The organism is Microbacterium sp. Leaf436 (assembly GCF_001424715.1).
In the GTDB taxonomy this organism is placed as follows: domain Bacteria; phylum Actinomycetota; class Actinomycetes; order Actinomycetales; family Microbacteriaceae; genus Microbacterium.
Map to the genome: position 1 here is coordinate 441,430 of NZ_LMRB01000003.1, position 25,335 is coordinate 466,764.

A 25,335-nucleotide genomic window follows, 5' to 3' on the forward strand; every position below is an offset into this window, starting at 1 on the left:
AACGAGGGATGACGATGGACAAGCAGCGCGATTTCGTCCTGCGGACGATCGAAGAACGGGGCGTGAAGTTCGTCCGCCTCTGGTTCACCGACGTGGTGGGAACGCTCAAGTCGGTGGCGATCGCCCCCGCTGAGGTAGAGGGGGCCTTCACCGAGGGCCTGGGCTTCGACGGATCGGCGATCGAGGGGCTGACGCGTTCCTACGAGTCCGACCTGCTCGCGCACCCCGATCCCACGACCTTCCAGATCCTGCCGTGGCGCGGCGAGATCGACCCGACGGCGCGCATGTTCTGCGACATCACCACGCCCGACGGACAACCGGCCGTCGCCGACCCCCGCCACGTGCTCAAGCGCACGCTGGCGAAGGCCGCCGACGCGGGGTTCACGTTCTACACGCACCCCGAGATCGAGTTCTACCTGCTCAAGTCGTCGCAGCTCGGTGCGGATGGGCGCCCGCAGCCGGTCGATTCGGCGGGCTACTTCGACAACGTCCCGGGTGGGACGGCGCACGACTTCCGTCGTCGCTCGGTGCGCATGCTCGAAGACCTCGGCATCTCGGTCGAGTTCAGCCACCACGAGGGTGGTCCCGGGCAGAACGAGATCGATCTGCGGTACGCCGACGCCCTCACCACGGCCGACAACATCATGACGTTCCGCACGGTGGTGAAAGAGGTCGCCATCGAGCAGGGCGTGTACGCGACCTTCATGCCGAAGCCCATCAGCGGCCAGCCCGGCAGCGGCATGCACACCCACCTGTCGCTGTTCGAGGGCGACATGAACGCCTTCTACGAAGAGGGCTCGCAGTACCAGCTGTCGAAGGTCGGCCGTCACTTCATCGCCGGCCTGCTGCGCCACGCGAACGAGATCTCGGCCGTCACCAACCAGTTCGTCAACTCGTACAAGCGCCTCTGGGGCGGCGACGAGGCTCCGAGCTTCATCTGCTGGGGTCACAACAACCGTTCGGCCCTCGTGCGCGTTCCGCTGTACAAGCCCAACAAGGGGCAGTCCACGCGCGTCGAGTACCGCGCGCTCGACTCCGCGGCGAACCCGTACCTGTCGTACGCGCTCATGCTCGCGGCCGGGCTCAAGGGCATCGAGCAGGAGTACGAGCTGCCGGCCGAGGCCGAAGACAACGTGTGGTCGCTCACCGACGCGGAACGCCGCGCCCTGGGATACGCGCCGCTGCCGGCGAGCCTCGACCACGCTCTCGAGTACCTCGAGGAGTCCGAGCTCGTGGCCGAGACGCTGGGGGAGCAGGTCTTCAAGTACGTGCTGCTCAACAAGCGACGCGAGTGGCAGCAGTACCGCGCCCAGGTCACGCCGTTCGAGCTCGAGAGCAACCTCGAAGCGCTCTGACGGAAGCCGCCATGACCTCAGGTGACCGCACGACCGCGCTCACCGCACTCGCCCGCACCGGATTCTCGCAGCTCGCCGAAGCAGACACCCTGCTCGGCGAGCTCGCGGAGCTGGTGGGCGTGGAGCGGGCCGGCGCCATGCAGCTCGCCCAGCGCGTGGCCGATCCCGATCGCGCCCTGTGGGCGATCGTGCAGGTGGCGCGCCGCGACGCCGACGCGGTGCGCGGTGCGGCGGGCGATCCGGGCGCGTGGCGGGCACTCTGGGACATCGTCGGCGCCTCCGACGGGTTCGCGGAGTTCTACCTGCGTCACCCCGACGAACTGCGTCACCTCTCGGGTGCGGGTCTGACCCTGCCCGACGAGCCGACCATGCGGGCCGAGCTGCTGGCATCCGTCGGCGACGTCGAGGGTTTCGCGACGGATACCTCGGATGCCGCCTGGGTCGCGCTCCGCGTGCGATACCGGCGTCTTCTGGCGCGCATCGCCGCCTACGACCTCGGTCAAGACGATCCCGCCGGCGCGATCGACATCGTCTCGGCCTCGCTCGCCGACTTGGCCGGCGCCGCCCTCGAGGCATCGTTGAGCGTGGCGCGCGGCCGCGTGAGCGGCACGGGCCCGGCGGCGTTCCCGAGGGCGCAGGTCGAGGCCACCCGATTCGCGATCATCGCGATGGGCAAGACCGGCGCCCGTGAACTCAACTACGTCAGCGACGTCGACGTGATCTTCGTCGGCGGCTCCGCCGACGAAGACATCGTCTCCGAAGCGCGCGCCATCGACATCGGCACGCGCCTCGCCGTGCAGACGATGCGGGGCATCTCGGGGCCCGAGATCGAACCGCCCCTGTGGGAGGTCGACCCCAACCTGCGCCCCGAGGGCAAGCAGGGCGCTCTGGTGCGCAGCCTCGCCTCTCACCAGCAGTATTACGCCCGCTGGGCCAAGAGCTGGGAGTTCCAGGCGCTGCTGAAGGCGCGCCCGCTGGCGGGCGATGCCACCCTCGGCGCCGAGTACGTCGCCGCGGTGCAGCCGCTCGTCTGGCACAGCGCCGCGCGCGAGAACTTCGTCGAAGGCGTGCAGCGCATGCGCGAGCGGGTGACCGACCACATCCCCGCCGCCGAGGTCAATCGCCAGCTCAAGCTCGGTCCGGGCGGCATCCGCGACGTGGAGTTCACCGTCCAGCTTCTGCAGCTCGTGCACGGCCTGACCGACGAGCGCATCCGTCAGCGCGGCACGCTCGACGCCCTCGACGCCCTCGTCGCCGAGGGGTACATCGGCCGCTCCGAGGCCGAGGCGTTCGGCCGCGACTATCGCCTGCTGCGTCTGCTCGAGCACCGCCTGCAGTTGCGCGGCCTGCGCCGTACCGCTCTGCTGCCCGAGAAGGACGACGACCTGCGGGTCCTCGCGCGCGCGTCGCGGCTGGCCGACTCCGCCTCCGGGGTGCAGACGGTGTGGGAGGGCATCAAGCGCGAGGTGCGCGACATCCACGTGCGCCTGTTCTACCGCCCGCTGCTGTCGGCGGTGGCGGCGCTGCCCGAGGGCGAGCGCACCCTGTCGACCGAGCAGGCGCGCGATCGTCTGGCGGCCATCGGCTTCCGCGACCCGGCCGGCGCCCTGCGTCACATCGCCGCCCTCACCAGCGGACTGAGCCGCAAGTCGACCATCCAGCGGCATCTCATGCCGATCATGATCCGGTGGTTCGCCGACGGCGTCGATCCCGACTACGGCCTCCTCGTCTTCCGCCGCATCAGCGAACGCCTCGGCAACACACCCTGGTTCCTGCGCATGCTGCGCGACTCCGCCGGCGCCGCCGAGAGCCTCACTCGCGTGCTCTCGGGCTCGCGATACATCGGCGAGTTGATGGAGTGGATTCCCGAGTCGGTCGCATGGCTCGACGACGACGCGTTGCTGCGGCCCCGCTCCGGCAAGGCTCTCGAAGAAGAAGCGCGGGCGATTCAGACGCGCTGGCAGAACATCGACGACGCGATGCGCTCGGTGCGTGCGCTCCGACGCCGCGAGATGCTGCGCGTGGCGATGGCGGCCGTGCTCGGCACAGTCTCGCTCGAGGAGCTGTCCGACGCGCTGTCGACGATCACCGAGGTCACGATCCAGGCCACTCTGCGGGCCGTGCGACGCGTGGTCGTTCCCCCCGAAGACGACGACCTCGATTTCGCGGTCATCGCCATGGGGCGCTTCGGCGGGCGCGAGATCGGCTTCGGCTCCGACGCCGACGTGATGTACGTCTACCGTTCGAACGGCGTCGATCCGCAGCGGGCCGGCACCCTGGCGCTCAAGCTCGTCGCGGGCCTGCGCGAGCACTCCGAAGACCACCGACTGCCGCTCGATCTGGATGCCGAGCTGCGTCCCGAGGGGCGGAGCGGCCCCCTGGTCCGCTCGATCGAGTCCTACGCCGAGTACTACCGGCGCTGGTCGCTCTCGTGGGAGGCCCAAGCGCTGCTGCGTGCCCGTGGCGTCGCGGGCAGCGTCAAGCTCATCAACGCGTTCATGGACCTGGCCGATGAGGTGCGTTACCCCGTCACCGCCGATGAGAACGGCCTGCGCGAGATCCGGCGCATCAAAGCCCGCGTCGAGAACGAGCGCCTCCCGCAGGGCGCCGATCCCGCGCGCCATCTCAAGCTCGGTCCGGGTTCGCTGAGCGACGTCGAGTGGCTCGTGCAACTGCTGCAGCTGCAGCACGCGCGCACCGTTCCGGGAATGCGCACCACCTCGACGCTGGGGGCTCTCGAGGCCGCCGTCGAGGCGGGGGTCGTCGAGCCCGACGCTGCCGAGAAACTCGCGGCCGCGTGGCATCTCGCCAGTCGCCTGCGCTCAGCCAACACCCTGCTGTCGGGGCAGACCAGCAACGTGCTTCCCACGGACCGCCTGCGCCTCGACGGGATCGGACGCATCCTCGAGTACGCCCCGCGCTCCGCGACGCAGGTCGAAGAGGACTACCTCGGCGCCACGCGACGCGCCCGCCGCGTGTTCGACAAGCTGTTCTACGGCTGACGCGAGGGGCGTGGGGGATACCGACGGCTCGACGCCGTGGCATCCCTCCGGCCGTCAGGCCATCAGGCGCTCGCGCACCTCTCGCCGCTGCACCTTGCCGATGAGCGAACGCGGCAGGTCGTCGACGACCACGATCCGACGCGGCACCTTGTAGTCGGCCAGTCGCGTCTTGCAGTAGTCGCGCACGGCGTCGGGAGCGATCTCGACCCCGTCGCGCACGACGATCGCCGCCGCCACGTCTTCGCCTCCGCGCGCCTTGGGCAGGCCGACGACCGCGGCCCCCTCGATGTCGGGGTGCGAAGTGAGCACGTCTTCGACCTCGCTGGGGGCGACGTTGAAGCCACCGGTGATGATGATCTCTTTCAGGCGATCGACGATCGTGACGAACCCGTCGGGCGAGACCGAGGCGATGTCACCCGTGCGCAGCCACCCCCCGTCGAGCAGCGTCGCCGCGGAGTCGGTGGGGCGGTTCCAGTACCCCTGGAACACCTGCGGGCCGCGGAGCAGCAGCTCGCCCGTCTCGCCGAGCGGCAGATCGTGCGACGGGTTCTCGGGGTCGACCACGCGGATGTCGGTGCTGGGGAAGGGCACGCCCACCGTTCCCGGCCGCCGTGAGGGACCGATCGGGTTGCCGAGCGCGACCGGTGAGGACTCCGTCATCCCGTACCCCTCGACGAGCAGACCGCCGGTGGCCGCCTCCCAGCGGTCGACGGTGGCGACGGGCAGGCTCATCGCCCCCGAGATCGCGAAGCGCACGGTCGAGAGGTCGATGGTGCCGCGCGCTCCGGCTCGCGCGAGCTGGTCGTAGATCGGCGGCACCGCCGGCAGGAAGGTCGGCGGGCTCTTCTTCGCCGCGGATACCACGAGCTCGAGGTCGTACTTCGGGAACAGCACCAGCTTCGCGCCGATGCTCATCGCGAAGGTCAGGCAGAGCGTCAGACCGTACGCGTGGAAAAGGGGGAGGACGCCGTAGAAGGTCTCTTCGCCATCGCGCAGACCGGGCACCCACGCCCGACCCTGCATGGCGTTGGCGCGCAGGTTGCGGTGCGTGAGCACCGCGCCCTTCGGAGTACCGGTCGTCCCGCTGGTGTACTGCAGCAGCGCGATGTCATCGAGGACGGGGCCGCGGTGCTTGCGCGACAGCGTGCCGTGCGTGAGCACCTTCTCCCACGCGACGGCGCGCTTCGACTGCGGCGTGGCGGTGAGTTGCGCCCGCGCGGCACGGGCCTTGGCGACCGGCAGGCGCAGAGCCACCCGCTTGCCGAGGGGGAACGCCGCGGTGATGTCGACGCTCACGATGTGCTCGAGAGCCAGGTCGGAGGGGAACTCGGCGACCGTGTCGACGAGCTTGTCCCACACGATCGCGAAGCGCGCACCGTGATCCTCGAACTGGTGACGCAGCTCGCGCGGGGTGTAGATCGGGTTGTGCTCGATCACGATGGCCCCCAGCCGCAGCGCGGCGTAGAAAGCCACCACGTGCTGCGGACAGTTCGGCAAGACCAGGGCCACCCGGTCGCCGGCGCGCACACCTAGACGACGCAGGCCCTCGGCCGCCCGATCGACCTGCGCGCCCAGGTCTCGGTACGTGGTCGTCGCTCCGAAGAACTCCAGCGCCGTCTGCGCGCCGTACCGCGTCACCGCGGCGGCCAGCATTTCGGACAGGGTCTGCGACGGTTCGTCGATCTCGTGCGGCACACCCTCGGCGTAGGAGCTCAACCACGGACGCGAGGCGTAGGGGAAGGTCGACATGTTTCCATCCTTCCGTGCCCCACCAATATGGCCGCGCACCTTGACCTGGGGGGATGCCGGGAACTCGACCGACGCGAATCTTCCCTCCACCGGCGTCGCGGCCTACCCTTTCGGGCATGTGCCGCAACATCGTTCCCCTGCACAACTTCACCCCACCCGCCACCGACGACGAGTGCCACGACGCCGCGCTGCAGTTCGTGCGCAAGATCGTGGGCACGACGAAACCGTCGCGGGCCAATCAGGACGTGTTCGATCGCGCGGTGGGCGAGGTCGCGGCATCCGTTCGCCATCTGCTCGACGAGCTCGTGACGAACGCCCCGCCGAAAGTGCGCGAGGACGAGGCCGCCAAACGGCAGGCACGCTCGGCGGAGCGCTACGAGGCGATCCGGGTGTTCCAGGCGCAGAAGCGCAGCGAGCGGGCCGGCTGAGCCCCCGCCTGTCGGCGGAACGCGACGACGCCCGCCCCCGCGAAGCGGTGGGGACGGGCGTCGACGAATCAGGCTCAGACGAACTCGGTGTGACGGCGACGACGCGCGCGCAGGTACGCACCGGTGGCGAGCAGGCCCACCGCGAGGACCGCTGCGCCGAGGGGGAGTGCCGCGCCGGTCGACGCGAGCGGACCACCGTTGCCCGCTGCTCCGCCACCACCGCCGGCACCGGCCGACGACGACGGGGGCGGGCTCGGGGCGATCGGGGGAACCGGGGCGGCGGCGGCCGAGACGGTCACCGTCGCGGTCTTCGTCACGCCCGTCTGCGCACCGCGCACGGCGATCTCGAACGCGCCCTCGGTGGTCGGGGCGGTCATCTCGAAGCGCGCCGCACCGCGCAGGGCGTCGCGCTGGCCGAGAGCCGTGGAGTCCCCGGCGGAACCGACCAGTTGCCAGTCAGCCGAGAAGCCCTCGGCGGACACCGTGATCGTGTCTCCGGGGCGCACCTCGGCCGGCACCGAGATCGACGCGTTCGCACTGAGCGAGGCGAGATCGGGTGAGAGGGCGAGACCGTTCGCCGCGGTGAAGAACAGGTCGGTCTGGTCGGTCAGGCCCACGACGTTCGCCGCCCCGGGGCCGTAGCCCGCGATGCGCACCTGAGCGCCGGTGTGCTGCTGCGACTCGCCGAGCGCCGACGTGCCGTACGCCACGATCATCGGCTGGCCGTCGGCCGTCAGCAGGTGGGTGTTCAGGCCGGGGATCGCCGAACCGACGATCTGGCTCGTGTGCGCGTGGTCGGCGGTCACCACGACCAGGGTGTCACCCTGGGTGCGGGCGAAGTCCAGCGCGACCTGAACGGCCTCGTCGAGGTCGACGGTCTCGCCGATCTGACCGCAGGCGTTCGCGGCGTGATCCTGCTTGTCGATGCTCGCGCCCTCCACCTGCAGGAAGAAGCCGTCGTCGCCGTCGAGCAGGTCGATCGCCTTGGAGGTCAGGGATGCCAGCGACAAGCCGGTCGCCAGACGCTCGGGGTTCTCGGCGCACGACGTCGGGGCGGGCAGCTCTCCACCCGCGGTGAGGTCGGTCGCCTCCGGTCCCGACCAGCGCACCGGGGAGTTCCCCTCGGTGAACAGGCCCAGCAGGGGCTGGTCGGCATCCGCGACGGTGACGGCGTCGAGAGCCGCCGCGTCGTCGACGAGCGTGTACCCGCGGTCCTCCGCCTGGGCGAAGAGCGTCTCACCCTCCCACGGACCGGCTTTCGCGGTCTGCGCGAAGCTCGCCGAGCCTCCACCGAGGGTGACGTCGGGACGCACGTTCAGCAGCTGCTCGCTGATCGAGCCGAGCCCGCCGTTCTCCAACGCCTCCGTCGCACAGTTCTCCGACGTCTGGTCGGGACCGTAGCATCCGCGCGCCGAGATGTGCGAGATCTGCGCGCCGGGGGTGGCATCCTGGATCTCCGCCGTCGAGACGTTGCCGGTCTTCAGACCGTTCGCCTTCGCGATCTCGAGCAGGGTCGACTGCGCCGTGTTCTGGTAGTCGACGCTCAGCCGACCGTTGACCGTCTTCGTCCCGGTCGCCCAGGCGCTGGCCGTCGACGCCGACTCCGACGCGTAGTTCGGCTGTCCCTCCTCGTTGACCGAGTAGGTCGTGTACTGCCCAGTCAGCGGGAGGGCGTCGATCCCGGCGAAGCGTCCGCCCGCGCCTTCCGCGTAGTTGCGCGCCACGGTGATCTCGGAATCACCCATCCCATCGCCGATGAGCAGGATGACGTTCTTGGCCGGCCCGTCGACGAGCGACGCACGAAGCGCCTCGGTCATGTCACCGTCGTTCCGAGCGGCGCCGCCGTGCTCGGTGATGTCGCCGGGGGTGGAGGCGAGGGCCGGAACGGCCACGAGCGCCACGGAGGTCGAGGCGGTCAGCGCCACCGCAACGGCCGCGACGGCCGTTCGGAGACGCCGGGAGGTACGTGAGTGCATGGGGGATCCTTCGTCGTGTCGGTGCGGTCGTCGATCGCGCATTCAGCCCACCGGTGTGAGGACACCTCCGCACCATGCTCAGATGAAGATCGGGTGTCCAGACGGTAGTCACTCGTCCACCGACCCCGATCGGAGGGGTGCGCCCGCCTAGGCTCGGGCACGATGACCATCGCCGTCTCGCCTCCCCCCGGCCGACGCGCCGTCGGGCGCGGCATGCGGCTGATGCTCGCGCTGTTCCTCGTGTTCAGCGCGTGGGCGACGACGCACGTCGACGACGGCGTCGGCGATCACGAGGGCACCGCTCATACGGCCTTCACGGTCGGCTCCCTGATGAACGTCGACGACGCGCCGACCGCCGGAGTCGTTCCTCCCGTCGAGGCCGACGCGACGAGCGTCATGGCCGTGGACGGCACGACGGCAGTCGTGCTCGCTGCCGTCGACGCCGTCGCCCGCGCGACGGTCTCGACGGTGAACGCCGACACGAGGGCGGAACCGTCTCTCGATCCGCCGCCGCCGCGGCATCCGCTCCTTCTCCACACCATCTCCCGCACCTGAGTCCCGACACCCCGCCGCTCGCCGGCGGGTCGCGGTCGTCCGCCGACGACCGATCGTGTCGGAAACCAGGATCGGGAGATTCACCGTGTCAGCTGCCGCCCACACCCATCGCAGCGCCCGCTCGACGTCGCGGGGTCGCCGCCACGTGAGAGCGGTCGCCGATGATGTCGCCCACCTCGTCGAGCGCGCCGCGCCCGCCCACGGGCCCGCCGCCCGGGTCACGGTCGGACGCCACGCCGACGGTGGGGGCGCGGCGGAGGTGGTCACGGTCCTGCTCGAGCGGACCGCCGCTCCGGCGCGGGCCCGCCCGCACGGCATTCGGATCGAGCAGACCGTCGAGATCGATCGTCTCCCCGTCGTGGACGACGATCTGCGCGCCCGCCTGCTCGGCGCCCAGACCACCTCGCTGCTGCTCGTGGGCGGGGCCGGTCGGGGCAAGACGACGCTCGCGCGGTGGCTGGCCCACCGCCGTGGTCGGCCGCTCGCGACGCTCGACCTCGCGACCACGGGGGACCGTTCGGCCGCGTCCCTCGCCGATGAGATCCGACGGGGGACCACCGGCGGGATGACCCTCTTCATCGACAACGCCCATCTCCGCGGGCCGGCCGCGCTCTCGCTCCTCGTCGGCGTTGCCCCCGAGCCCGGTGTGACGGTGGTGGCTTCGGAGGCTCCGGATGCCGCCCACCTCGTCGATCAGGTCGTCACGCTCGAGCTCCCCGGCATCGCCGCCATCGAAGCGCTTCTGCGAACCGACGTCTGCGATGTCGATGCGAAGACGGCTCGCGTTCTCGCGGCGCTGAGCCTGGGGGAGACCCCGGCGTCGATCGCGCGCGGAATCGAACGCGCTCGGCGCTTCTCGTCGATGACCGAGGTCAGCGTCCCCGAGGCGCTGCGCGCCGTGACGCTGGAGAGGTTCTCGACGTGGTCGCCCCGGCGGCGGAGCGATGCCGCCCTCGCGCTCCTTCGGCTCGGGGATCTCAGTCAGCGCGCCGTGAGCGCGGTGACCGGGGTGAGCCGCGACACGCTGCGTCGCCGGGGCGCGGCCTGAGGGTCGGCAGGCGACGGGTCGAGCGCAGGAGTGCAAACGACGACGCCCGCCCCCGCGCAGCGGCGGGGACGGGCGTCGACGTGATGCGGGCGATCAGACCCCGAAGTACAGCTCGTACTCGAAGGGGTGCGGACGCTGGGCCATCGGCTGGATCTCGTTCTCGATCTTGTACTCGATCCAGGTCTCGATGAGCTCCTCGGTGAAGACGCCACCGGCGAGCAGGAACTCGTGGTCGGCACGGAGGGCCTCGAGCGAGTCGAGCAGCGAGTTCGGAACCTGCGGGATGTTCTTCGCCTCTTCGGCGGGAAGCTCGTACAGGTCCTTGTCGACGGGCTCGTGCGGCTCGATGCGGTTCTTGATGCCGTCGAGGCCCGCCATGAGCTGCGCCGCGAAGGCGAGGTACGGGTTGCCCGAGGCGTCGGGCGCACGGAACTCGATGCGCTTGGCCTTGGGGTTGGTGCCCGTGATCGGGATGCGGATGGCCGCGGAGCGGTTACCGGCCGAGTACACCAGGTTGACCGGCGCCTCGAAGCCCTTCACCAGACGGTGGTAGCTGTTGAGGGTCGGGTTGGTGAACGCGAGCACTGCGGGGGCGTGCGCCAGCAGACCACCGATGTACCAACGAGCCACGTCGGACAGGCCGCCGTAGCCGGCCTCGTCGTAGAACAGCGGCTTGCCGTCGAGCCAGAGCGACTGGTGCGTGTGCATGCCCGAGCCGTTGTCGCCGAACAGCGGCTTCGGCATGAAGGTGGCGACCTTGCCCCACTCTTCGGCGGTGTTCTTGACGATGTACTTGAACTTCAGGATGTCGTCGGCGGAGTGGACCATCGTGTCGAAGCGATAGTTGATCTCCTGCTGACCGCCCGTGCCGACCTCGTGGTGCGAGCGCTCGAGCACGAAGCCCGCGTCGATCAGCTTGAGGGTGATGTCATCGCGCAGATCGGCGGTCTTGTCGACCGGCGAAACCGGGAAGTAGCCGCCCTTGTACGGGGTCTTGTTGGCGAGGTTGCCGCCCTCTTCGACTCGACCGGTGTTCCAGGCGCCTTCCTCGGAGTCCACCGAGTAGAAGCTCGAGTTCTGCTTCACCTCGAAGCGGACGTCGTCGAAGATGTAGAACTCGGCCTCGGGGGCGAAGAACGCGGTGTCGGCGATACCGGTGGAGGCGAGGTACTTCTCGGCCTTCTTGGCGACCTGACGGGGGTCCTTGCCGTAGATCTCGCCGTTACGCGGGTTGTAGATGTCGAAGACCATGATGAGGGTCTTCGCCTCGCGGAACGGGTCGAGGTATGCCGTCGTCACGTCCGGGATGAGCTGCATGTCGGACTCGTGGATGTTCGCGAACCCGCGGATCGACGAGCCATCGAACAGCTGTCCGACGGTGAAGAACTCCTCGTCGACGGTCGAGGCGGGGATGTTGAAGTGCTGCTGCACACCAGGAAGATCCGTGAAACGGATGTCGAGGAACTTGACGTCCTCGTCCTGGATGAAGGTGAGCACCTCGGACGAATCTTTGAACATGAAGACTCCAGAGGTAGAACATTCGGGATCGGCGGGCTTCGCCCAGCCTCCTCGACCATACCCAGAACCGGTGTCCCGGTCATATCTCGCATGTTTCGAGCATGTTACGCGGTGCCGATTACGCTGGGTCCGTGAGCGTCCCTGCCGAGAACGACTATCCGGGCCAGCGGCTCGGCCTTCCCCGCGAGGGTCGCGGTTCGATCGCCCGTCCGGGGCGCCGGATCGCGGCGCTGCTGATCGATGTGGCCACCGCGGGGCTGATCGGATTCGCCTTCTTCTCGACGCCCGATGCCGTCACCGGCGTCCCGTTCGCGAACCCGGTCGCGTCGAACCTCATCTTCTTCGTCGCGCAGATCCTCTTCATCCCGCTGATCGGCGGCAGCCCCGGGCACCGACTCCTGGGAATGCGTCTGGAATTGGCATCCGGGGGATGGGTGGGCCTCTGGCGCCCGATCGTGCGCACGGTGCTGCTGGCGCTGATCATCCCGGCCGTCGTGTGGGATTCCGACCAGCGCGGCCTGCACGACAAGGCCGTCGGCACGATCCTCGTCCGCAGCTGACATGAGAAAGGCCCCCGCCGTGGCGGGGGCCTTTCTCATGAGGGTCAGCGAGGACGCGGGGAGCGCATCTTCGTCGGGTCGACACCCTTCGGGATCGGAAGCGACGTCAGTCCAGGCGAGACCGACGAGATGCGCTTGATGACGGCCGCCATCGTGGCGCGGTCGACCTTCTTGGGCAGACCCTTGATGGCGGAGGCGAGCTTGGCGATCTCGACCTCGTCTTCACCGTGTCCGACGTAGAACACCGTCACGGGAACGCCGGAGGCGACGCGCTGCACACGGCCGCGCTCCTCGCCGACCAGGCGCGTGAGGCGGCTGCGCGCACCCTCACCGATGAGAACCACTCCACCGCGGCCCACGGCGCGGTACAGCGCCTCCTGGGTGCGGGGGTTCACGCCGACCGGGGTGTCCGAGGCCTGCCAGTGGCGTCCGAGCGACGACGACAGCACGTGACCGGTCGCACCGGGCATGCCGTCGATCTTCTTGTACATGGCCGTCGTCGACAGGCGGGTCATCGTGATCATGGATGCCAGGACGCCGGCGAGCAGACCGGTGAAGCCCCACAGGATGACGCTCCACACCGCGAGCGGCGGGATGAGGAATCCGATGACGACGCCGAGGGCGATGCCCACCAGAACGATGCCGGCCAGCAGGAACGGCAGCCAGCGGTACTCCTTCTGCGTGAAGGTGTACAGGGTGCGGAGCTGCGAGAAGAATCCCGGACGCTTCTCGGGCGTGGAAGTGCGAGCGGCCATAGGAACGATCTTATCTTCGCCTTCGGCTCGCCCTTCCTCCCCAGGGGCCTGATTCGTCGGATCGTCCCCGATTCGGCGTTCTTCCTGCTCCCCGCGCCCGCCTGGTCGAGCACCATCGGGGCATGAGCAGCTCCGCCGCATCCGTCCTCGTCGAACCGTTCGGCGCCTACCTGCAGCGGCGTGCCCGCAGCTCCGTCGACGTCTCGCCGGGTGAGGCGGTCACCGCCGCCGTGGGACTTCTCCGCGGATGCCGCCGGGTGGAGCCCCCCGCGCACCTCGTGCGGTGGTGGCTGAGCGCCACCGGGCGACCCTCGGCGGTCTTCGACGACGGCGGAGTCGACCCGATCGCCGCCACGGCCGAGAGCCTGTCCGAGCTGGCTGCGGTGATCCCCGACGCCCCGACTCGTCAGCTCGTGCAGTCCGCTCGCGAGAGCGTGCTCACCCGACCGCCCCGCGAGTGGGAGGCGGTGGAACGACGGTTGTTCCGCCACGCGTCGCCGTTGCCGCTGATCCTAGGACCTCTGGCTCCCGTGGACCGGCCCGCAGAGACCGTGACCACGCTCCCGACGAAGGCCGGAGGCGTCCTCGCCCTCGTCGACGCCGACCTCTCGGATGCCGTGTGGGCGGCCGTACGCGATCTCGCGCAACGCTGGAGAGCCTCGCGGCCCCTGCGTCTCACGGTCGTGGGGGTGTGCGCCGCGGCGCTGGTCCTCGGCGTCTCCATGCTGATGCCCTCCGGAGACGGCGGATCGGGATCGACCTCCGTCGTCCCCGACGCCGCCGTCAGCGCGGCCGCGACACCCGCCGCGGCCGCGGCGCCCACCGTCGATCCCCGCGTGCCCCTGTCGGACGACGTGGCAGAGAACGCACGCATCACCCTCGAGCGCGCGGCGCAGTGCCAGGCCGACACAAACTGCGAGAGCGAGACGTGGGAACACGGCAGCCCGCGGGGCGACGCGCTGATCCCCGTGACGGATGCGACCGCCGTGCAGATGGTGGACGACTTCGGAGGAGTGAGCGTCGTGCGCGTCTCCGACAGCAGCAGCGCCCAGTACGTCACCCTCGTGCGCAGAAACGACAGATGGCTGGTCCGGACCGTCAAGACGATCACGGACCAGCCATCATGAGCTGGTGTTCAGCGGTGTCAGATGCCGAGGTCGCCCTCGAACTGCGCAGCCTCGAGGCGCGCCTTGACGGCGCCGAGGAAACGGGCGGCGTCGGCACCGTCGATGATGCGGTGGTCGTACGACAGCGCGAGGTAGACGTAGGAGCGCACCGCGAAGGCGTCCTTGCCGTCGACCGACACCACGCCGGGCTTCTTCACGACGGCACCGAGGCCGAGGATCGCCGACTGCGGCAGGAACACGATGGGCGTGTCGAACAGCGCCCCACGCGAACCGGTGTTGGTCAGCGTGAACGTGCCGCCGGCGAGCTCGTCGGGCTTCAGCTTGTTGTCGCGCGTGCGGGCAGCCAGGTCGGCGATCTCGCGAGCGAGCTCCGCGATGTTCTTCTCACCGGCGTCCTTGATGACGGGCGTGAGCAGTCCGCGCTCGGTGTCGACCGCGATGGACACGTTCTCGTGCGCCGGGTAGACGATCTCGTCGCCCTCGACGGTGGAGTTGATGATCGGGAACGCCTTGAGCGCCTCGACCGCGGCGATCGCGAAGAACGGCAGGAACGACAGCTTGTCGCCCGTCTTCTGCTGGAACTCGCCCTTCATGCGGTCGCGGAGCGACGACAGCTTGGTGACGTCCACCTCGACCACGGTCGTGAGCTGGGCGGTCGCCTGCATCGACGCCACGGCACGCTCGGCGATGACCTTGCGCAGACGCGACATCTTCTGGGTGGTTCCGCGCAGCGGCGAGGCCTCGACGGGAGCCGGAGCGGCAGCAGGCGCGGCGGCGGGAGCTGCCGCGGGAGCGGCCTTGGCCGCCTCGGCAGCCTTGAGGACGTCTTCCTTGCGGATTCGTCCACCGACACCGCTGCCCTTGACCGAGGTCAGGTCGACGCCCTGCTGCTGGGCGAGGCGCCGCACGAGCGGAGTGACGTACGTGACGTCGTCGTTCGACGAGGCCGAGGCCTGCGGGGCAGGCTTCTCCGCGGCCGGAGCGGGCTTCTCGGCCGGCTTCTCCGCGGCGGGAGCGGGCTTCTCGGGCGCGGCGGGAGCCGGCTGCTCGGCGGGCTTCTCTTCGACGACGGGCTTCTCTTCGGCAGCGGGCTGCGCGGGGGCCTCGGGCTCCGCGGCCGGGGCGGCGCCGCTGCCGATGCGGGCGAGCGCCGCGCCGACGTTCACCGTCTCGTCTTCCTGCACCAGGATCTCCTGCAGCGTGCCGGCGACGGGGGAGGGGATCTCGGTGTCGACCTTATCGGTCGAGATCTCGAGCAGCGGCTCGTCGACGGCGACGTCATCGCCGACCGCCTTGAGCCAGCGCGTGACCGTTCCCTCGGTGACGCTCTCACCGAGTTCGGGGAGCTTCACCTCGGTCGAGTCTGCGGAGGCGGCGGGCGCCGCCTGTGCGGCGGGCTGCTCGGCGGCGGGTGCGGCGGCCGGGGCGGCCTCTTCGACGGGGGCCTGCTCAGGCTCGGCGGGGGCGGCCTCGGGCGCGTCGTCCGACGATGCGGAGCCGGAGCCGTCGCCGATCTTGGCGAGGATGGCGCCGACCTCGACGGTCTCGTCTTCCTGGACCAGGATCTCCTCGATGACGCCCGAGACGGGCGACGGGATCTCGGTGTCGACCTTGTCGGTCGAGATCTCCAGCAGACCCTCGTCCTCCTGGACGGTGTCACCGACCTGCTTGAGCCAGCGGGTGACCGTTCCCTCGGTGACGCTCTCGCCGAGAGCGGGGAGGACGACGGAAGTGCTCATGGATATGTCTCCTTCGTACCGGATGCGGTACCTAGCTTAGTGACCGGTTTGTGGTCAGAGTGCGTGCAGGGGCTTGCCGGCGAGGGCCAAGAAGGCCTCGCCGAGCGCCTCGCTCTGGGTGGGGTGGGCGTGGATGAACGGTGCGATGTCTTCGGGATGCGCTTCCCAGCCGACGGCGAGCTGTGCTTCGGAGATCAATTCACCGACGCGGTCGCCCACCAGATGAGCGCCGACGACGGGCCCGTCCACGCGTCGGACGATCTTGACGATGCCCGACGTGCCGATGATCTCGCTGCGCCCGTTGCCCGCGAGGTTGTACTCGTAGGCACGGACGGCCTCGGATCCGTAACGATCCTGCGCCTGCGCTTCGGTGAGGCCGACCGAGGCCACCTCGGGGTGCGAATAGGCGACCCGCGGCACGTCGACGTCGGGGACGAGAACCGGCGAGAGGCCTGCGATCTCCTCCGCGACGAAGATCCCCTGCTGGAACCCGCGATGGGCGAGCTGGAGGCCGGGGACGATGTCGCCGACCGCCCAGACGTGCGCAGCCGCCGTGCGAAGGCGCTCATCGGTCGTGACGAACCCGCGGTCCAGCACGACGCCCGCCTCCTCGTAGCCGAGGCCGGCCGTGACGGGCCCGCGACCCACGGCGACGAGCACATAGTCCGCAACGAGGTCGGAACCGTCGTCGAGCGTGACCGTGACCGCGTCGGACGTCGAGGCGAGCGAGGTGAAACGCCGACCGAGCTGGAAGGCGATGCCGCGTTTGCGGAACGCGCGCTCCAGGGCTTTGCTCGAGGCCACGTCTTCAGCGGGGAGCAGGTGATCGAACGCCTCGACGATCGTCACCTCGACGCCGAACGAGCGCCACACGCTCGCGAACTCGACGCCGATGACGCCCCCGCCGAGCACGACGACCCGCTCGGGGATCACGTCGAGGTCGAGAGCCTGCTCGCTCGTGAGCACGCGTCCGCCGATCTCGAGCCCCGGCAGGCTTCGGCTGTACGAGCCCGTTGCGAGAATGACATCGGTTCCGTGGTACACGTCGTCGCCGACGCGAACGGCCGGACCCTCGACGAGCGTGCCCTCGCCGTGGACGACCCGGATCCCGCGCGCCGAGACGAGCCCCTCGAGGCCCTTGAACTTCTTCGCGACGATGCCCTCGCGATAGGCGCGCACGCGCAGCGGATCGATGCCCGCGAGGGTGACGTCGACACCGATGGATGCCGCGCCGCGTGCCGCGTCGGCGACCTCGGCGGCGTGCAGGAGCGCCTTCGTCGGAATGCACCCGCGGTGCAGGCACGTTCCGCCGAGCTTGTCCTTCTCGACGAGCACGACGTCCTTGCCGAGCTCGGCGAGGCGCAGGGCCGCGGCGTAACCGCCACTGCCTCCGCCCAGCACGACGACGTCGGAGGTGACCTCGGTCATCGTGCGGCGTCCGAGGCGAGCATCTCGACCAGCGAACGGACCGTGGCGCCCGTGACGCCCTTGTCGGTGAACCCGAACGGCGCCGACTTGTTCATGCCCACACCGGCGATGTCGAGGTGCACCCAGGGGATGCGGGCGGCGTCGGCGGCGTCCGAGACGCGACCGACGAAGTGGCGCAAGAAGAGGCCGGCGAACAGCGACCCACCGGCGGGATCGCCGATCTTCGCGTTCTGCAGATCGGCGATGGGGGAGTCCAGGTCGTCGACCATGTGGTCGGGCAGCGGAAGCTGCCACGCGAGCTCGGCCACGCGGCCCGCGGCGGCGAGGTACGTGGCCACGGCCTCGTCGTCACCCATCACGCCGGTGTGCCGGTTGCCGAGGGCCACGGTGATGGCCCCCGTCAGGGTCGCGACGTCGACGATGAGATCGGGGTTCTCGCGGCTGGCAGCAGCCAGACCGTCGGCGAGGACCAGACGGCCCTCGGCGTCGGTGTTCAGCACCTCGACCGTCGTGCCGTCGAGAGTGCGGAGCACGTCACCGGGGCGGATCGCGCGACCCGACGGCATGTTGTCGGCGATGCACAACCACGCACTCACGCGGACGGGCAGCTGCATCTCGGCCGCGGCCTTGAGGACGGCCAGCACGGTCGCCGCTCCGCACATGTCGTACTTCATGCCGACCATCGAGGCCGGGGGCTTCAGCGACAGTCCACCGGTGTCGAAGGTGATCCCCTTGCCGACGAGCGCGACATGACGTTCGGCACCGGCGGGGGAGTAATCGAGGCGCACCATGCGGGGCGGCCGGTCGGAACCCTGCCCGACGCCCAGGATGCCGCCGAAGCCGCCCTCGCGCAGGGCCACCTCGTCGAGCACCTCGACCTCGACCGGGAGGCCGGCGACGGCCTCGACGGCGGCGTCCGCGAAGTCGGCGGGCCCGAGCCATTCGGCGGGCGTGGTGACCAGGTCTTTGACCAGCGCCACGGCGCCGGAGATGGCGGACACCGCGGCCGTGTCGGCCTCGGAGGGAGCCTCGGCCGTCGAGACCGTCACGCGCGAGGCGCGCGGCTTCGGCGCCTTCTTCTTGTACGCGGCGAACCGGTAACCGCCGAGCGCCGCACCCTCGGCGAGGGCCCGCCAGGGCGCGGGCACCAGCGAGGCGACCGCGACGTGTTCGAAGCCCGTGAGCTGACGAAGGCCCGTGCCGGCCGCGTCGCGGAGCGCAGCGGCATCCGGCGTGGCACCGGCGCCGACGACCGCGACCGGCGTCGTCACACCGGGGACGTGCACGCGCTGGAACGATCCGACGGCGCCGGTGAAACCCACGGCCGAGAGAGCGGCACCGAGGCCGTCCCACCCGTCGGGATCGGGGGATCCCTCCGAAACGGTGGCGGCGATCAGCAGAATCGCGTCGGAGGGGATGTCACGGACGGGGGCGTCGGTATGCGCCACGGAGGGAAAGGGCATGGGCTCCATCCTAGGTTCGCGCGTGTTCGCTAGCAGCGGGACGCTCCGTCGCCCGGCGCATCCGAGACGGCTCGTAGAGTGGATCCATGCCCCACATCGCCCCGCTGTACGACCGCGCCCCCGCCGCGCCGCCCGTGCCGTCGGGCCTGCCGCTGGTGATCGCCCTGACCGGCTTCACCGACGCCGGCGGGGCCGTGACCCGGCTCGTCGAGTACTTCCGCGCCGACCTCGAGCCCAACCCGCTCTACGTCTTCGACAACGACATGCTGCTCGATTACCGTGCGCGGCGCCCCCTCATCACCTTCGTCGAGGACCACCTCACCGACTACCGCCCGTCGAAGCTCGAGTTGTCGCTGGCCCACGACTCGCTGGGGCACCCGTTCCTGTTGCTGGCCGGATACGAGCCCGACTTCCTCTGGGAGTCGTTCTCCGAGACGATCCTCGAGCTCTCCGCCGGCCTCCAGGTCTCGTCGATCACCTGGGTGCACGCCATCCCCATGCCGGTTCCGCACACGCGCCCGATCGGCACGACGGTCAGCGGCACCCGCTCAGACCTGGCCGAGGCGCACTCGGTCTGGCGTCCGCACACCCAGGTTCCCTCGACCGTCGGTCACCTGCTCGAATTCCGCTTCGCCGAGGCCGGCGCCAAGGTCGCCGGCTTCGCCCTTCTGGTTCCGCACTATCTCGGCGACACCGAGTACCCCGCGGCAGCCCTCGCGGCCCTCGACAGCCTGACGGTCGCGACCGGGCTCGTCTTCTCGGGAGAGGTGCTGCGCGAAGAGAACCGTGAGTTCCTCGGCAAGGTCTCCGAGCAGGTCGAGGGGAGCGACGAGCTCACCCGCATGCTCGAGAACCTCGAAGAGCGCTACGACGCCTACATGGCCGGATCGACGTCGGCCACGCCGATCATCCACACCGGTGATCTGCCGAGCGCCGACGAGCTGGCGGCCGAGCTCGAGAGATTCCTGGCCACCCGCCCCGGAGACGATGACCGCCGAGGTCGCCTGGGCTGACCCCGCCGACGCCGTCGTCCAGGCGCGCCGCACCCGCCCGGCCAGCGGTCGGGTTCCCTGACAGTCGACGCGTCGCCGGTCCGTACGCGCCCACGACTGGGCACCCGGGGAATGATCGCCGCGTGCGTGACGTTGTCTACGCATAGATCCCCGGCCCACGTCAAGTCCCGGGCGGGGGATGTGAGACAATGAAGAACCTGACCCGTTGTCAACCGGACCAGGAGCCCCCGCTCCTCGGTTCGGGACTTGACAAGGGTCTTACTAGTGTCCGAGAACGACCGGCGGCCGTGCAGCGTACGTTCCCGGTGAAAGGCGAAACGTGGCAGTCACGACGACCAAGACCCGCTCCAAGAGTGTGAAGGACGCCGAGCTCGCGAACTCCGAGGAGACCGTGACGGCGTCGACGACGACGACCGCGAAGAAGGCTCCCGCCAAGAAGGCCCCCGCCAAGGCCAAGGCGACGCCCGCGAAGGCCAAGACCAAGGCGAAGAAGGACGACGACCTCGAAGAAGACGAAGAGGTCGAAGACGAGGGCGATGTCGAGGTCGAGGTCGACGACAGCGACGACACCGACACCGACGCGGCCAAGACCGCGACGAAGAAGTCCGACGACGACACCGACGACGACGACGACGAGAGCCCGAAGGCTCCCGCCGAAGCGCTGCCGACCGGCGCCATCGTCATCTCGTCGAGCGACGAAGACGACGTCCCCGTCTACTCCGCGCAGATCACCGGCGCCACCGCCGACCCCGTCAAGGACTACCTGAAGCAGATCGGTAAAGTCCCACTGCTGAACGCGGCCGAAGAGGTCGAGCTCGCGATGCGCATCGAGGCGGGTCTCTTCGCCGAAGAGAAGCTGTCGAACATGTCGGCCGCCGAGAAGACCAACCAGGTCGGACTCGACCTGCAGTGGGTCGCTCGTGACGGTCAGCGCGCCAAGAGCCACCTGCTGGGCGCCAACCTGCGCCTGGTCGTGTCGCTCGCCAAGCGCTACACCGGTCGCGGCATGCAGTTCCTCGACCTCATCCAGGAGGGCAACCTGGGCCTGATCCGTGCGGTCGAGAAGTTCGACTACACCAAGGGCTTCAAGTTCTCGACCTACGCCACCTGGTGGATCCGTCAGGCCATCACGCGCGCCATGGCCGACCAGGCCCGCACCATCCGCATCCCGGTGCACATGGTCGAGGTCATCAACAAGCTCGCGCGTGTTCAGCGTCAGATGCTGCAGGACCTCGGTCGCGAACCCACGCCCGAAGAACTCAGCCGTGAGCTCGACATGACCCCCGAGAAGGTCATCGAGGTGCAGAAGTACGGCCGCGAGCCGATCTCGCTGCACACGCCCCTGGGTGAAGACGGCGACAGCGAGTTCGGTGACCTCATCGAGGACACCGAGGCCGTCGTCCCCGCCGACGCCGTGGGCTTCACCATGCTGCAGCGTCAGCTCGAGTCCCTCCTCGACTCGCTCAGCGAGCGTGAAGCGGGTGTCATCCGCATGCGCTTCGGCCTCGGCGACGGTCAGCCCAAGACGCTCGACCAGATCGGCGACACGTTCGGCGTCACGCGCGAGCGCATCCGCCAGATCGAGTCGAAGACGATGGCCAAGCTGCGTCACCCGAGCCGCTCGCAGTCGCTGCGGGACTACCTCGAATGAGCGGCGAGGCCAACGCCGGCAAGGCGCTCACCGTCACCGTCGAGGGCACCTCGTACGCCCGTATCCCGATCCGCACGCGGGTCGTCATGCCGGGAGACGACCTCGACGCCTTCGTCCTGGAGTACGCGAAGGATGCCGTGCAGCCGGGCGACCTGCTGTTCGTCACCGAGAAGATCGTCGCGATCACGCAGGGCCGGTCGTACAAGCTCGACACGATCACGCCGCGCAAGCTCGCGCTGTTCCTGTCGAAGTACGTCACTCGCACGCCCTACGGCATCGGTCTCGGCATGCCCGAGACGATGGAGATGGCGCTGCGCGAGTGCGGCACCCCGCGCATCCTGTTCGCCGCGGCCGTCTCGGCCGTGACCAAGGCGTTCGGTCGGAAGGGCGATTTCTACCGCATCGCCGGCGACAAGGCCCGCGCGATCGACGGCCCCACCAAGGGAACGATCCCGCCGTACAACCAGGCCGTGGTCCTCGGTCCGGAGCGCCCGCGCGAGGTGGCCGCTCACCTGAAGTCGCTGCTCGGCGTCGACCTGCAGGTCGCCGTGGTCGACATCAACGACCTGGGGGGCAACATCCTCGGCTCGACGATGGACAAGGCCGGCGAGAAGCGTCTCGTCGCGATCCTCAAGGACAACCCGCTGGGCCAGGGACACGAGTCCACGCCGCTCGGCATCGTGCGCCACAGCTGACACCACCCGTCGAAAGCCCGCTCCGGTCTCGGAGCGGGCTTTTCGTCGTCCGTGCGGCACAACTCCTGCATCAGTGGCGCGCGATCAGACACCGAAGGCCCACCCCCTCACGGGAGCGGGCCTTCTCGACGTCCTGCCTCAGAAACCGATCGCGGCGCGGTAGCGCGGCTTGTGACCGGTGCGGATCCCGGTGACGCTCGGCTTGTTCTCGTACACGCCGGCACCCCAGTTGCCCTCGACAAGCACGGGGCCGTCGGGACCGACGACGATGTCCCAGCCCACGTACTGCACCTGCGGCACGACGCGTGCGACCTGGTCGACGAAGGCTTTCACCTCGTCGATCATCGGCAGCTGGAAGTCGGCGATGCGGGCGCCCGAGTCGGGGTGCAGTTCGTGCACGTGCCCGTGCGAGTCGTAGCCGGCGCCGAGCGCGTGGCCGTTCTCATCCAGCATCGTGTAGAAGCCGCCGAAGGTCATCTGGTCGCTCACGGCTCCCCGGCCGAACTTCTGCGCCATCGCGAGGATGTGCGTGGTCGAGCCGTCGAAGAACGCCGTGACCCGGGTGGTGTTCACCGTTCCGGGGCAGACCGCGGCGAGATCGTCGTGCTGGCGGATGACCTCTTCGACGAGAATCTCCCCGCGCTCGAGCAGGCCCCGGTGGAAAGCGCTCCAGTCCTCGACCTCGGCCGCGTGATAGCGGTGCACGCCGGTCCCGGCCTGGCCGACCGGCTCCTTGGTGACGATGGTGCCCAGACGCTCGGTGAACGACTTCAGGGCGTCGGCGTTGTCGGCATCCACGACCATCCACTCGCGGCGCAGGAACTCGCTGAAGCGACGGTCGAACTCGACCTTGTCCTGGAAGATCCCGCGGTAGTCGGGGTGGTCGTACTTCTGCGAGATCTGATTCGACACGGGGTGCGTCATGTACGTCTCGCGCTCGGCGGGCGTCAGGATCGCGAAGTCGTAATCGATGTAGTCCTGGAAGCCGACGTTCTTCACACCGGCCTGGAAGAGCATGTCGGCGACCACGAGCGGCAGCGACTTGCCGTGCTGCTCCGCGGCTTCTTTGGCACGCTCGACCACCGAGCCGACGTCGATGCGACGGGCGCGTCCGGCGAGGTAGCGGAGGCGGGTGACGGGGGAGAAGCCCTGGGTAGGCATGCACGCTCCGGGATCGGGGGAGAAGGACCCCGTTAGTCTAGATGTGTGACCTCCACGCTCCCTGCCCGCACGCCCGCGGCGGGGGGAGTCGCGCCCGTGGCCCTCGTATCGGAGTCCGCTCTGCGCGCCAACGCGCCCCTCGCTCTCGCGGCCGGTGCGGCTTCCGGCGCCGACGACGTCTTCACGGCGGACGGCTGGGGGCACGGCGCGGCGTGGGTGGCATCCGTGCTGTCCGATCTCGACATGGATGCCGCCGCCCTCGACGCCGCGATCCTGTTCGGCCTGCCCGGCTCGCACGCGCGCCCGGTGCTGTCGCTGCGCGGACGATCCCTCGGCTCCAAGCCCCTGTTGCGCGGGGAGGGCGTCTCGTACGGGTACACGCACCGCGCCCCCCACGACACGACCATCGCTCTGGTCACCGGCGGCTATGCCCAGGGCGTCGTGCGCTCGCTCGGCAATGCGGTGACCGTCGCCATCGACGGGCGCCGTCACCGCATCGTCGGCCGCGTCGCCATGGACGTCTGCGTCGTCGACGTCCAAGACGCGCCCGTCGCCCGGGGGGCCGAGGTGGTCTTCTTCGGCGACCCGGCCGACGGCCACCCGTCGCTCGCGGAGTGGACGGATGCCACCGGCCTCACCGCCGCGGAGATCGTCGCGATCGTCGGCGCCCGGGCAGACCGCAGGGTGGCCGCGTGAGTGCCGTCTACCGCGTCGACCTCGACGCCTTCGCCCGCAACCTGCGCCGCGTGCGCGAGGCCGTCGCCCCCGCCGTCCCCATGCTCGTCGTGAAGGACGATGCCTACGCCCACGGGCTCGACCGGATCGTGCGGCGCGCGGGCGAGGAGGGCGTCCGCTGGTTCGGTGCGTTCGACGTCGTCACCGGCGCCGCGGTGCGCGCGATCGCCGGGCCCGACGTGCGCATCTTCGTCTGGCTCATCGGTGGGGCCGACGACCTGGCCGCGGGCATCGCGGCCGACCTCGACCTCGGCCTCGGCGACGAGGCCCTGCTCGACGACCTCGCTCGGCTGCCGGCCGATCGCCCCGCGCGCGTCCACCTCAAGATCGACACGGGGCTGCACCGCAACGGCATCCGACCCGAGCGGTGGCAGGGGGCCCTCGCGCGCACCGCCGCGTTGGTCGGCTCCGGACGCGCCGTGCTCGAGGGGATCTGGTCGCACATCTCCGAGGCCTCGGATGCCGACGACGACGCCGCCCGCGCCCTGTTCCTCGCCGCGCGCGATCAGGCGCGCTCCGCCGGCCTCGACCCGCGCTTCTCGCACCTCGCCGCCAGCGCGGCCGGATTCGCACGCGGGGAGTTCCGCGAAGACCTCGTGCGGGTGGGGGCGTTCTCGTACGGCATCCGTCCCGCCGGCGGCCCGAGCGAGACGGACCTCGGTATCGAGCCCATCGCCCGTCTCACGGCGACGGTGACGACCGTCGACATAGCGGGCGTGCACCTCGACGTCGGCAGCCTGCACGGCCTTCCCAGCGCCCTGTCCGCCCGCTTCGACGTCGACACCCCCGGGGGCCCCCGCCGGGTCGAGGCGATCCGCCCGACCGAGACCGTCCTCGCGCCGTGGGATGACGCGGCACCCGGCGACGAGGTCGTGATCTTCGGTCGGGGAGCCCGCAGCAGCGCGACCGACCTCGCCGAGCTCATCGACACGATCGGCGAAGAGATCGCCCTCCGCGTCTCGCCGAGCCTTCCCCGGGTCTACGACGCCGACGGGCGCTGAACTCGCGACCGACGCCAGGGACCGCGAACGCGAAACGGGCCCCGTCCCACTCCCGGAGGAGTGGTGCGGGGCCCGTTTCGACGTACCGGCTCAGTCGGCGGCGGTGAGACGCGCGGTCTCGTCGTGCCACGAGGTGGCGATGCTGCGGAGCTTCTCTTCGTACTTGCGGCCGTGGTGCGCGCAGAACAGCAGCTCGCTGCCGTTCACCTCGGCGGCGATGTAGGCCTGCGCTCCGCACGAGTCGCAGCGATCAGCCGCCGTCAGGCGGTGGTCGAGGACGGCTGACGCTTCGGGTGCAGTCGTAGTGGTCATCTCGGGTGCCCTCCTCAGTGGTCGTTGGGCGAGTCCCCATATACAACCACGCGGATGTTTCCCC

Annotated in this window: 21 protein-coding genes; 12 read left to right on the plus strand and 9 right to left on the minus strand. The window is 69.9% G+C overall.

Going from position 1 to position 25,335, the window contains the following annotated elements:
* The first annotated feature begins 14 nt into the window (after positions 1–14).
* A complete protein-coding gene (gene glnA / locus ASG45_RS11035; protein ID WP_055837906.1) occupies positions 15–1,355 on the plus strand; it encodes a type I glutamate--ammonia ligase in 1,341 nt (446 codons plus the stop codon).
* An 11-nt stretch (positions 1,356–1,366) separates the two neighbouring features.
* Positions 1,367–4,357, plus strand: a complete 2,991-nt coding sequence (locus tag ASG45_RS11040; protein WP_055837143.1) for a bifunctional [glutamine synthetase] adenylyltransferase/[glutamine synthetase]-adenylyl-L-tyrosine phosphorylase — start codon at positions 1,367–1,369, stop codon at positions 4,355–4,357.
* A gap of 54 nt (positions 4,358–4,411) precedes the next feature.
* On the opposite strand, the gene ASG45_RS11045 is transcribed toward ASG45_RS11040, so the two are convergent.
* Positions 4,412–6,106, minus strand: a complete 1,695-nt coding sequence (locus tag ASG45_RS11045) for a long-chain-fatty-acid--CoA ligase (protein WP_055837146.1) — start codon at positions 6,104–6,106, stop codon at positions 4,412–4,414.
* A 116-nt stretch (positions 6,107–6,222) separates the two neighbouring features.
* Between ASG45_RS11045 and ASG45_RS11050 the strand changes: the two genes are divergently transcribed.
* Positions 6,223–6,534, plus strand: coding sequence for a DUF2277 domain-containing protein (locus tag ASG45_RS11050; protein ID WP_055837149.1), 312 nt, complete (start codon positions 6,223–6,225; stop codon positions 6,532–6,534).
* A gap of 74 nt (positions 6,535–6,608) precedes the next feature.
* Here ASG45_RS11050 and phoA read toward each other — a convergent pair whose 3' ends face one another.
* A complete protein-coding gene (phoA, locus tag ASG45_RS11055) occupies positions 6,609–8,510 on the minus strand; it encodes an alkaline phosphatase (RefSeq protein ID WP_082516570.1) in 1,902 nt (633 codons plus the stop codon).
* Positions 8,511–8,672: 162 nt separating this feature from the next.
* Between phoA and ASG45_RS11060 the strand changes: the two genes are divergently transcribed.
* Positions 8,673–9,065, plus strand: a complete 393-nt coding sequence (locus ASG45_RS11060; protein ID WP_055837153.1) for a hypothetical protein — start codon at positions 8,673–8,675, stop codon at positions 9,063–9,065.
* Positions 9,066–9,150: 85 nt separating this feature from the next.
* Positions 9,151–10,113 (plus strand): hypothetical protein, encoded by a 963-nt coding sequence (locus ASG45_RS11065; protein WP_235561603.1) that lies wholly within the window; start codon positions 9,151–9,153, stop codon positions 10,111–10,113.
* Positions 10,114–10,206: 93 nt separating this feature from the next.
* On the opposite strand, the gene glnA (ASG45_RS11070) is transcribed toward ASG45_RS11065, so the two are convergent.
* Positions 10,207–11,631 (minus strand): type I glutamate--ammonia ligase, encoded by a 1,425-nt coding sequence (glnA, locus tag ASG45_RS11070; RefSeq protein ID WP_055837159.1) that lies wholly within the window; start codon positions 11,629–11,631, stop codon positions 10,207–10,209.
* Between the two features lie 101 nt (positions 11,632–11,732).
* On the opposite strand from glnA (ASG45_RS11070), the gene ASG45_RS11075 reads away from it, so the two are divergent.
* Positions 11,733–12,191, plus strand: coding sequence for an RDD family protein (locus ASG45_RS11075; protein WP_055837162.1), 459 nt, complete (start codon positions 11,733–11,735; stop codon positions 12,189–12,191).
* Positions 12,192–12,235: 44 nt separating this feature from the next.
* Here the strand turns inward: ASG45_RS11075 and ASG45_RS11080 are convergent, their stop codons facing one another.
* Positions 12,236–12,946 (minus strand): DUF4191 domain-containing protein, encoded by a 711-nt coding sequence (locus ASG45_RS11080; protein WP_055837167.1) that lies wholly within the window; start codon positions 12,944–12,946, stop codon positions 12,236–12,238.
* 122 nt (positions 12,947–13,068) lie between these two features.
* Between ASG45_RS11080 and ASG45_RS11085 the strand changes: the two genes are divergently transcribed.
* A complete protein-coding gene (locus ASG45_RS11085; protein ID WP_055837170.1) occupies positions 13,069–14,073 on the plus strand; it encodes a hypothetical protein in 1,005 nt (334 codons plus the stop codon).
* A gap of 17 nt (positions 14,074–14,090) precedes the next feature.
* Here ASG45_RS11085 and sucB read toward each other — a convergent pair whose 3' ends face one another.
* The 3 genes from sucB to ASG45_RS11100 are packed head-to-tail and all read right to left on the minus strand — an operon-like array spanning position 14,091 to position 18,703.
* Positions 14,091–15,812: a 2-oxoglutarate dehydrogenase, E2 component, dihydrolipoamide succinyltransferase gene (gene sucB / locus ASG45_RS11090; protein WP_055837173.1), complete on the minus strand. Its 1,722-nt coding sequence runs from the start codon at positions 15,810–15,812 to the stop codon at positions 14,091–14,093.
* Between the two features lie 54 nt (positions 15,813–15,866).
* The gene (lpdA, locus tag ASG45_RS11095) at positions 15,867–17,240 is read right to left on the minus strand and encodes a dihydrolipoyl dehydrogenase (RefSeq protein ID WP_055837176.1); all 1,374 of its coding nucleotides are present in this window, start codon (positions 17,238–17,240) and stop codon (positions 15,867–15,869) included.
* Entirely contained in the window at positions 17,237–18,703 is a 1,467-nt protein-coding gene (locus ASG45_RS11100) for a leucyl aminopeptidase (protein WP_055837180.1), read from the minus strand. Before ASG45_RS11100 ends, lpdA begins: the two co-directional genes overlap by 4 nt.
* Positions 18,704–18,789: 86 nt before the next feature.
* Between ASG45_RS11100 and ASG45_RS11105 the strand changes: the two genes are divergently transcribed.
* The 3 genes from ASG45_RS11105 (at position 18,790) to ASG45_RS11115 (ending at position 22,062) form a co-directional block, all read left to right on the plus strand.
* Positions 18,790–19,716 carry a PAC2 family protein gene (locus ASG45_RS11105; RefSeq protein WP_055837183.1) on the plus strand — a complete coding sequence of 309 codons (927 nt, stop codon included), beginning with the start codon at positions 18,790–18,792 and terminating at the stop codon, positions 19,714–19,716.
* Between the two features lie 319 nt (positions 19,717–20,035).
* Positions 20,036–21,367, plus strand: a complete 1,332-nt coding sequence (locus tag ASG45_RS11110) for an RNA polymerase sigma factor (RefSeq protein ID WP_055837186.1) — start codon at positions 20,036–20,038, stop codon at positions 21,365–21,367.
* Positions 21,364–22,062 (plus strand): coenzyme F420-0:L-glutamate ligase, encoded by a 699-nt coding sequence (locus tag ASG45_RS11115; protein ID WP_055837189.1) that lies wholly within the window; start codon positions 21,364–21,366, stop codon positions 22,060–22,062. Before ASG45_RS11110 ends, ASG45_RS11115 begins: the two co-directional genes overlap by 4 nt.
* 138 nt (positions 22,063–22,200) lie before the next feature.
* Here the strand turns inward: ASG45_RS11115 and ASG45_RS11120 are convergent, their stop codons facing one another.
* Positions 22,201–23,223 carry a sugar-transfer associated ATP-grasp domain-containing protein gene (locus ASG45_RS11120; RefSeq protein ID WP_055837192.1) on the minus strand — a complete coding sequence of 341 codons (1,023 nt, stop codon included), beginning with the start codon at positions 23,221–23,223 and terminating at the stop codon, positions 22,201–22,203.
* A 45-nt stretch (positions 23,224–23,268) separates the two neighbouring features.
* Between ASG45_RS11120 and ASG45_RS11125 the strand changes: the two genes are divergently transcribed.
* Both ASG45_RS11125 and ASG45_RS11130 read left to right on the plus strand, forming a co-directional pair.
* Entirely contained in the window at positions 23,269–23,919 is a 651-nt protein-coding gene (locus tag ASG45_RS11125; RefSeq protein ID WP_055837195.1) for an alanine racemase C-terminal domain-containing protein, read from the plus strand.
* Complete coding sequence (locus tag ASG45_RS11130) at positions 23,916–24,959, plus strand: alanine racemase (RefSeq protein WP_055837199.1); 1,044 nt, start codon at positions 23,916–23,918, stop codon at positions 24,957–24,959. The genes ASG45_RS11125 and ASG45_RS11130 overlap by 4 nt, the downstream gene beginning before the upstream one ends.
* Before the next feature lie 90 nt (positions 24,960–25,049).
* Here ASG45_RS11130 and ASG45_RS11135 read toward each other — a convergent pair whose 3' ends face one another.
* Positions 25,050–25,271 carry a DUF7455 domain-containing protein gene (locus tag ASG45_RS11135; RefSeq protein WP_055837203.1) on the minus strand — a complete coding sequence of 74 codons (222 nt, stop codon included), beginning with the start codon at positions 25,269–25,271 and terminating at the stop codon, positions 25,050–25,052.
* Positions 25,272–25,335 lie beyond the last annotated feature (64 nt).

What these genes read in the sequence shown, in the direction of transcription:
- glnA (WP_055837906.1), top strand. Translation starts at nt 15, where the DNA reads ATGGACAAGCAGCGCGATTTCGTCCTGCGGACGATCGAAGAACGGGGC.
- ASG45_RS11040 (WP_055837143.1), top strand. Translation starts at nt 1,367, where the DNA reads ATGACCTCAGGTGACCGCACGACCGCGCTCACCGCACTCGCCCGCACC.
- ASG45_RS11045 (WP_055837146.1), bottom strand. Translation starts at nt 6,106, where the DNA reads ATGTCGACCTTCCCCTACGCCTCGCGTCCGTGGTTGAGCTCCTACGCC.
- ASG45_RS11050 (WP_055837149.1), top strand. Translation starts at nt 6,223, where the DNA reads ATGTGCCGCAACATCGTTCCCCTGCACAACTTCACCCCACCCGCCACC.
- phoA (WP_082516570.1), bottom strand. Translation starts at nt 8,510, where the DNA reads ATGCACTCACGTACCTCCCGGCGTCTCCGAACGGCCGTCGCGGCCGTT.
- ASG45_RS11060 (WP_055837153.1), top strand. Translation starts at nt 8,673, where the DNA reads ATGACCATCGCCGTCTCGCCTCCCCCCGGCCGACGCGCCGTCGGGCGC.
- glnA (WP_055837159.1), bottom strand. Translation starts at nt 11,631, where the DNA reads ATGTTCAAAGATTCGTCCGAGGTGCTCACCTTCATCCAGGACGAGGAC.
- ASG45_RS11075 (WP_055837162.1), top strand. Translation starts at nt 11,733, where the DNA reads ATGTTACGCGGTGCCGATTACGCTGGGTCCGTGAGCGTCCCTGCCGAG.
- ASG45_RS11080 (WP_055837167.1), bottom strand. Translation starts at nt 12,946, where the DNA reads ATGGCCGCTCGCACTTCCACGCCCGAGAAGCGTCCGGGATTCTTCTCG.
- ASG45_RS11085 (WP_055837170.1), top strand. Translation starts at nt 13,069, where the DNA reads ATGAGCAGCTCCGCCGCATCCGTCCTCGTCGAACCGTTCGGCGCCTAC.
- sucB (WP_055837173.1), bottom strand. Translation starts at nt 15,812, where the DNA reads ATGAGCACTTCCGTCGTCCTCCCCGCTCTCGGCGAGAGCGTCACCGAG.
- lpdA (WP_055837176.1), bottom strand. Translation starts at nt 17,240, where the DNA reads ATGACCGAGGTCACCTCCGACGTCGTCGTGCTGGGCGGAGGCAGTGGC.
- ASG45_RS11100 (WP_055837180.1), bottom strand. Translation starts at nt 18,703, where the DNA reads ATGCCCTTTCCCTCCGTGGCGCATACCGACGCCCCCGTCCGTGACATC.
- ASG45_RS11105 (WP_055837183.1), top strand. Translation starts at nt 18,790, where the DNA reads ATGCCCCACATCGCCCCGCTGTACGACCGCGCCCCCGCCGCGCCGCCC.
- ASG45_RS11115 (WP_055837189.1), top strand. Translation starts at nt 21,364, where the DNA reads ATGAGCGGCGAGGCCAACGCCGGCAAGGCGCTCACCGTCACCGTCGAG.
- ASG45_RS11120 (WP_055837192.1), bottom strand. Translation starts at nt 23,223, where the DNA reads ATGCCTACCCAGGGCTTCTCCCCCGTCACCCGCCTCCGCTACCTCGCC.
- ASG45_RS11135 (WP_055837203.1), bottom strand. Translation starts at nt 25,271, where the DNA reads ATGACCACTACGACTGCACCCGAAGCGTCAGCCGTCCTCGACCACCGC.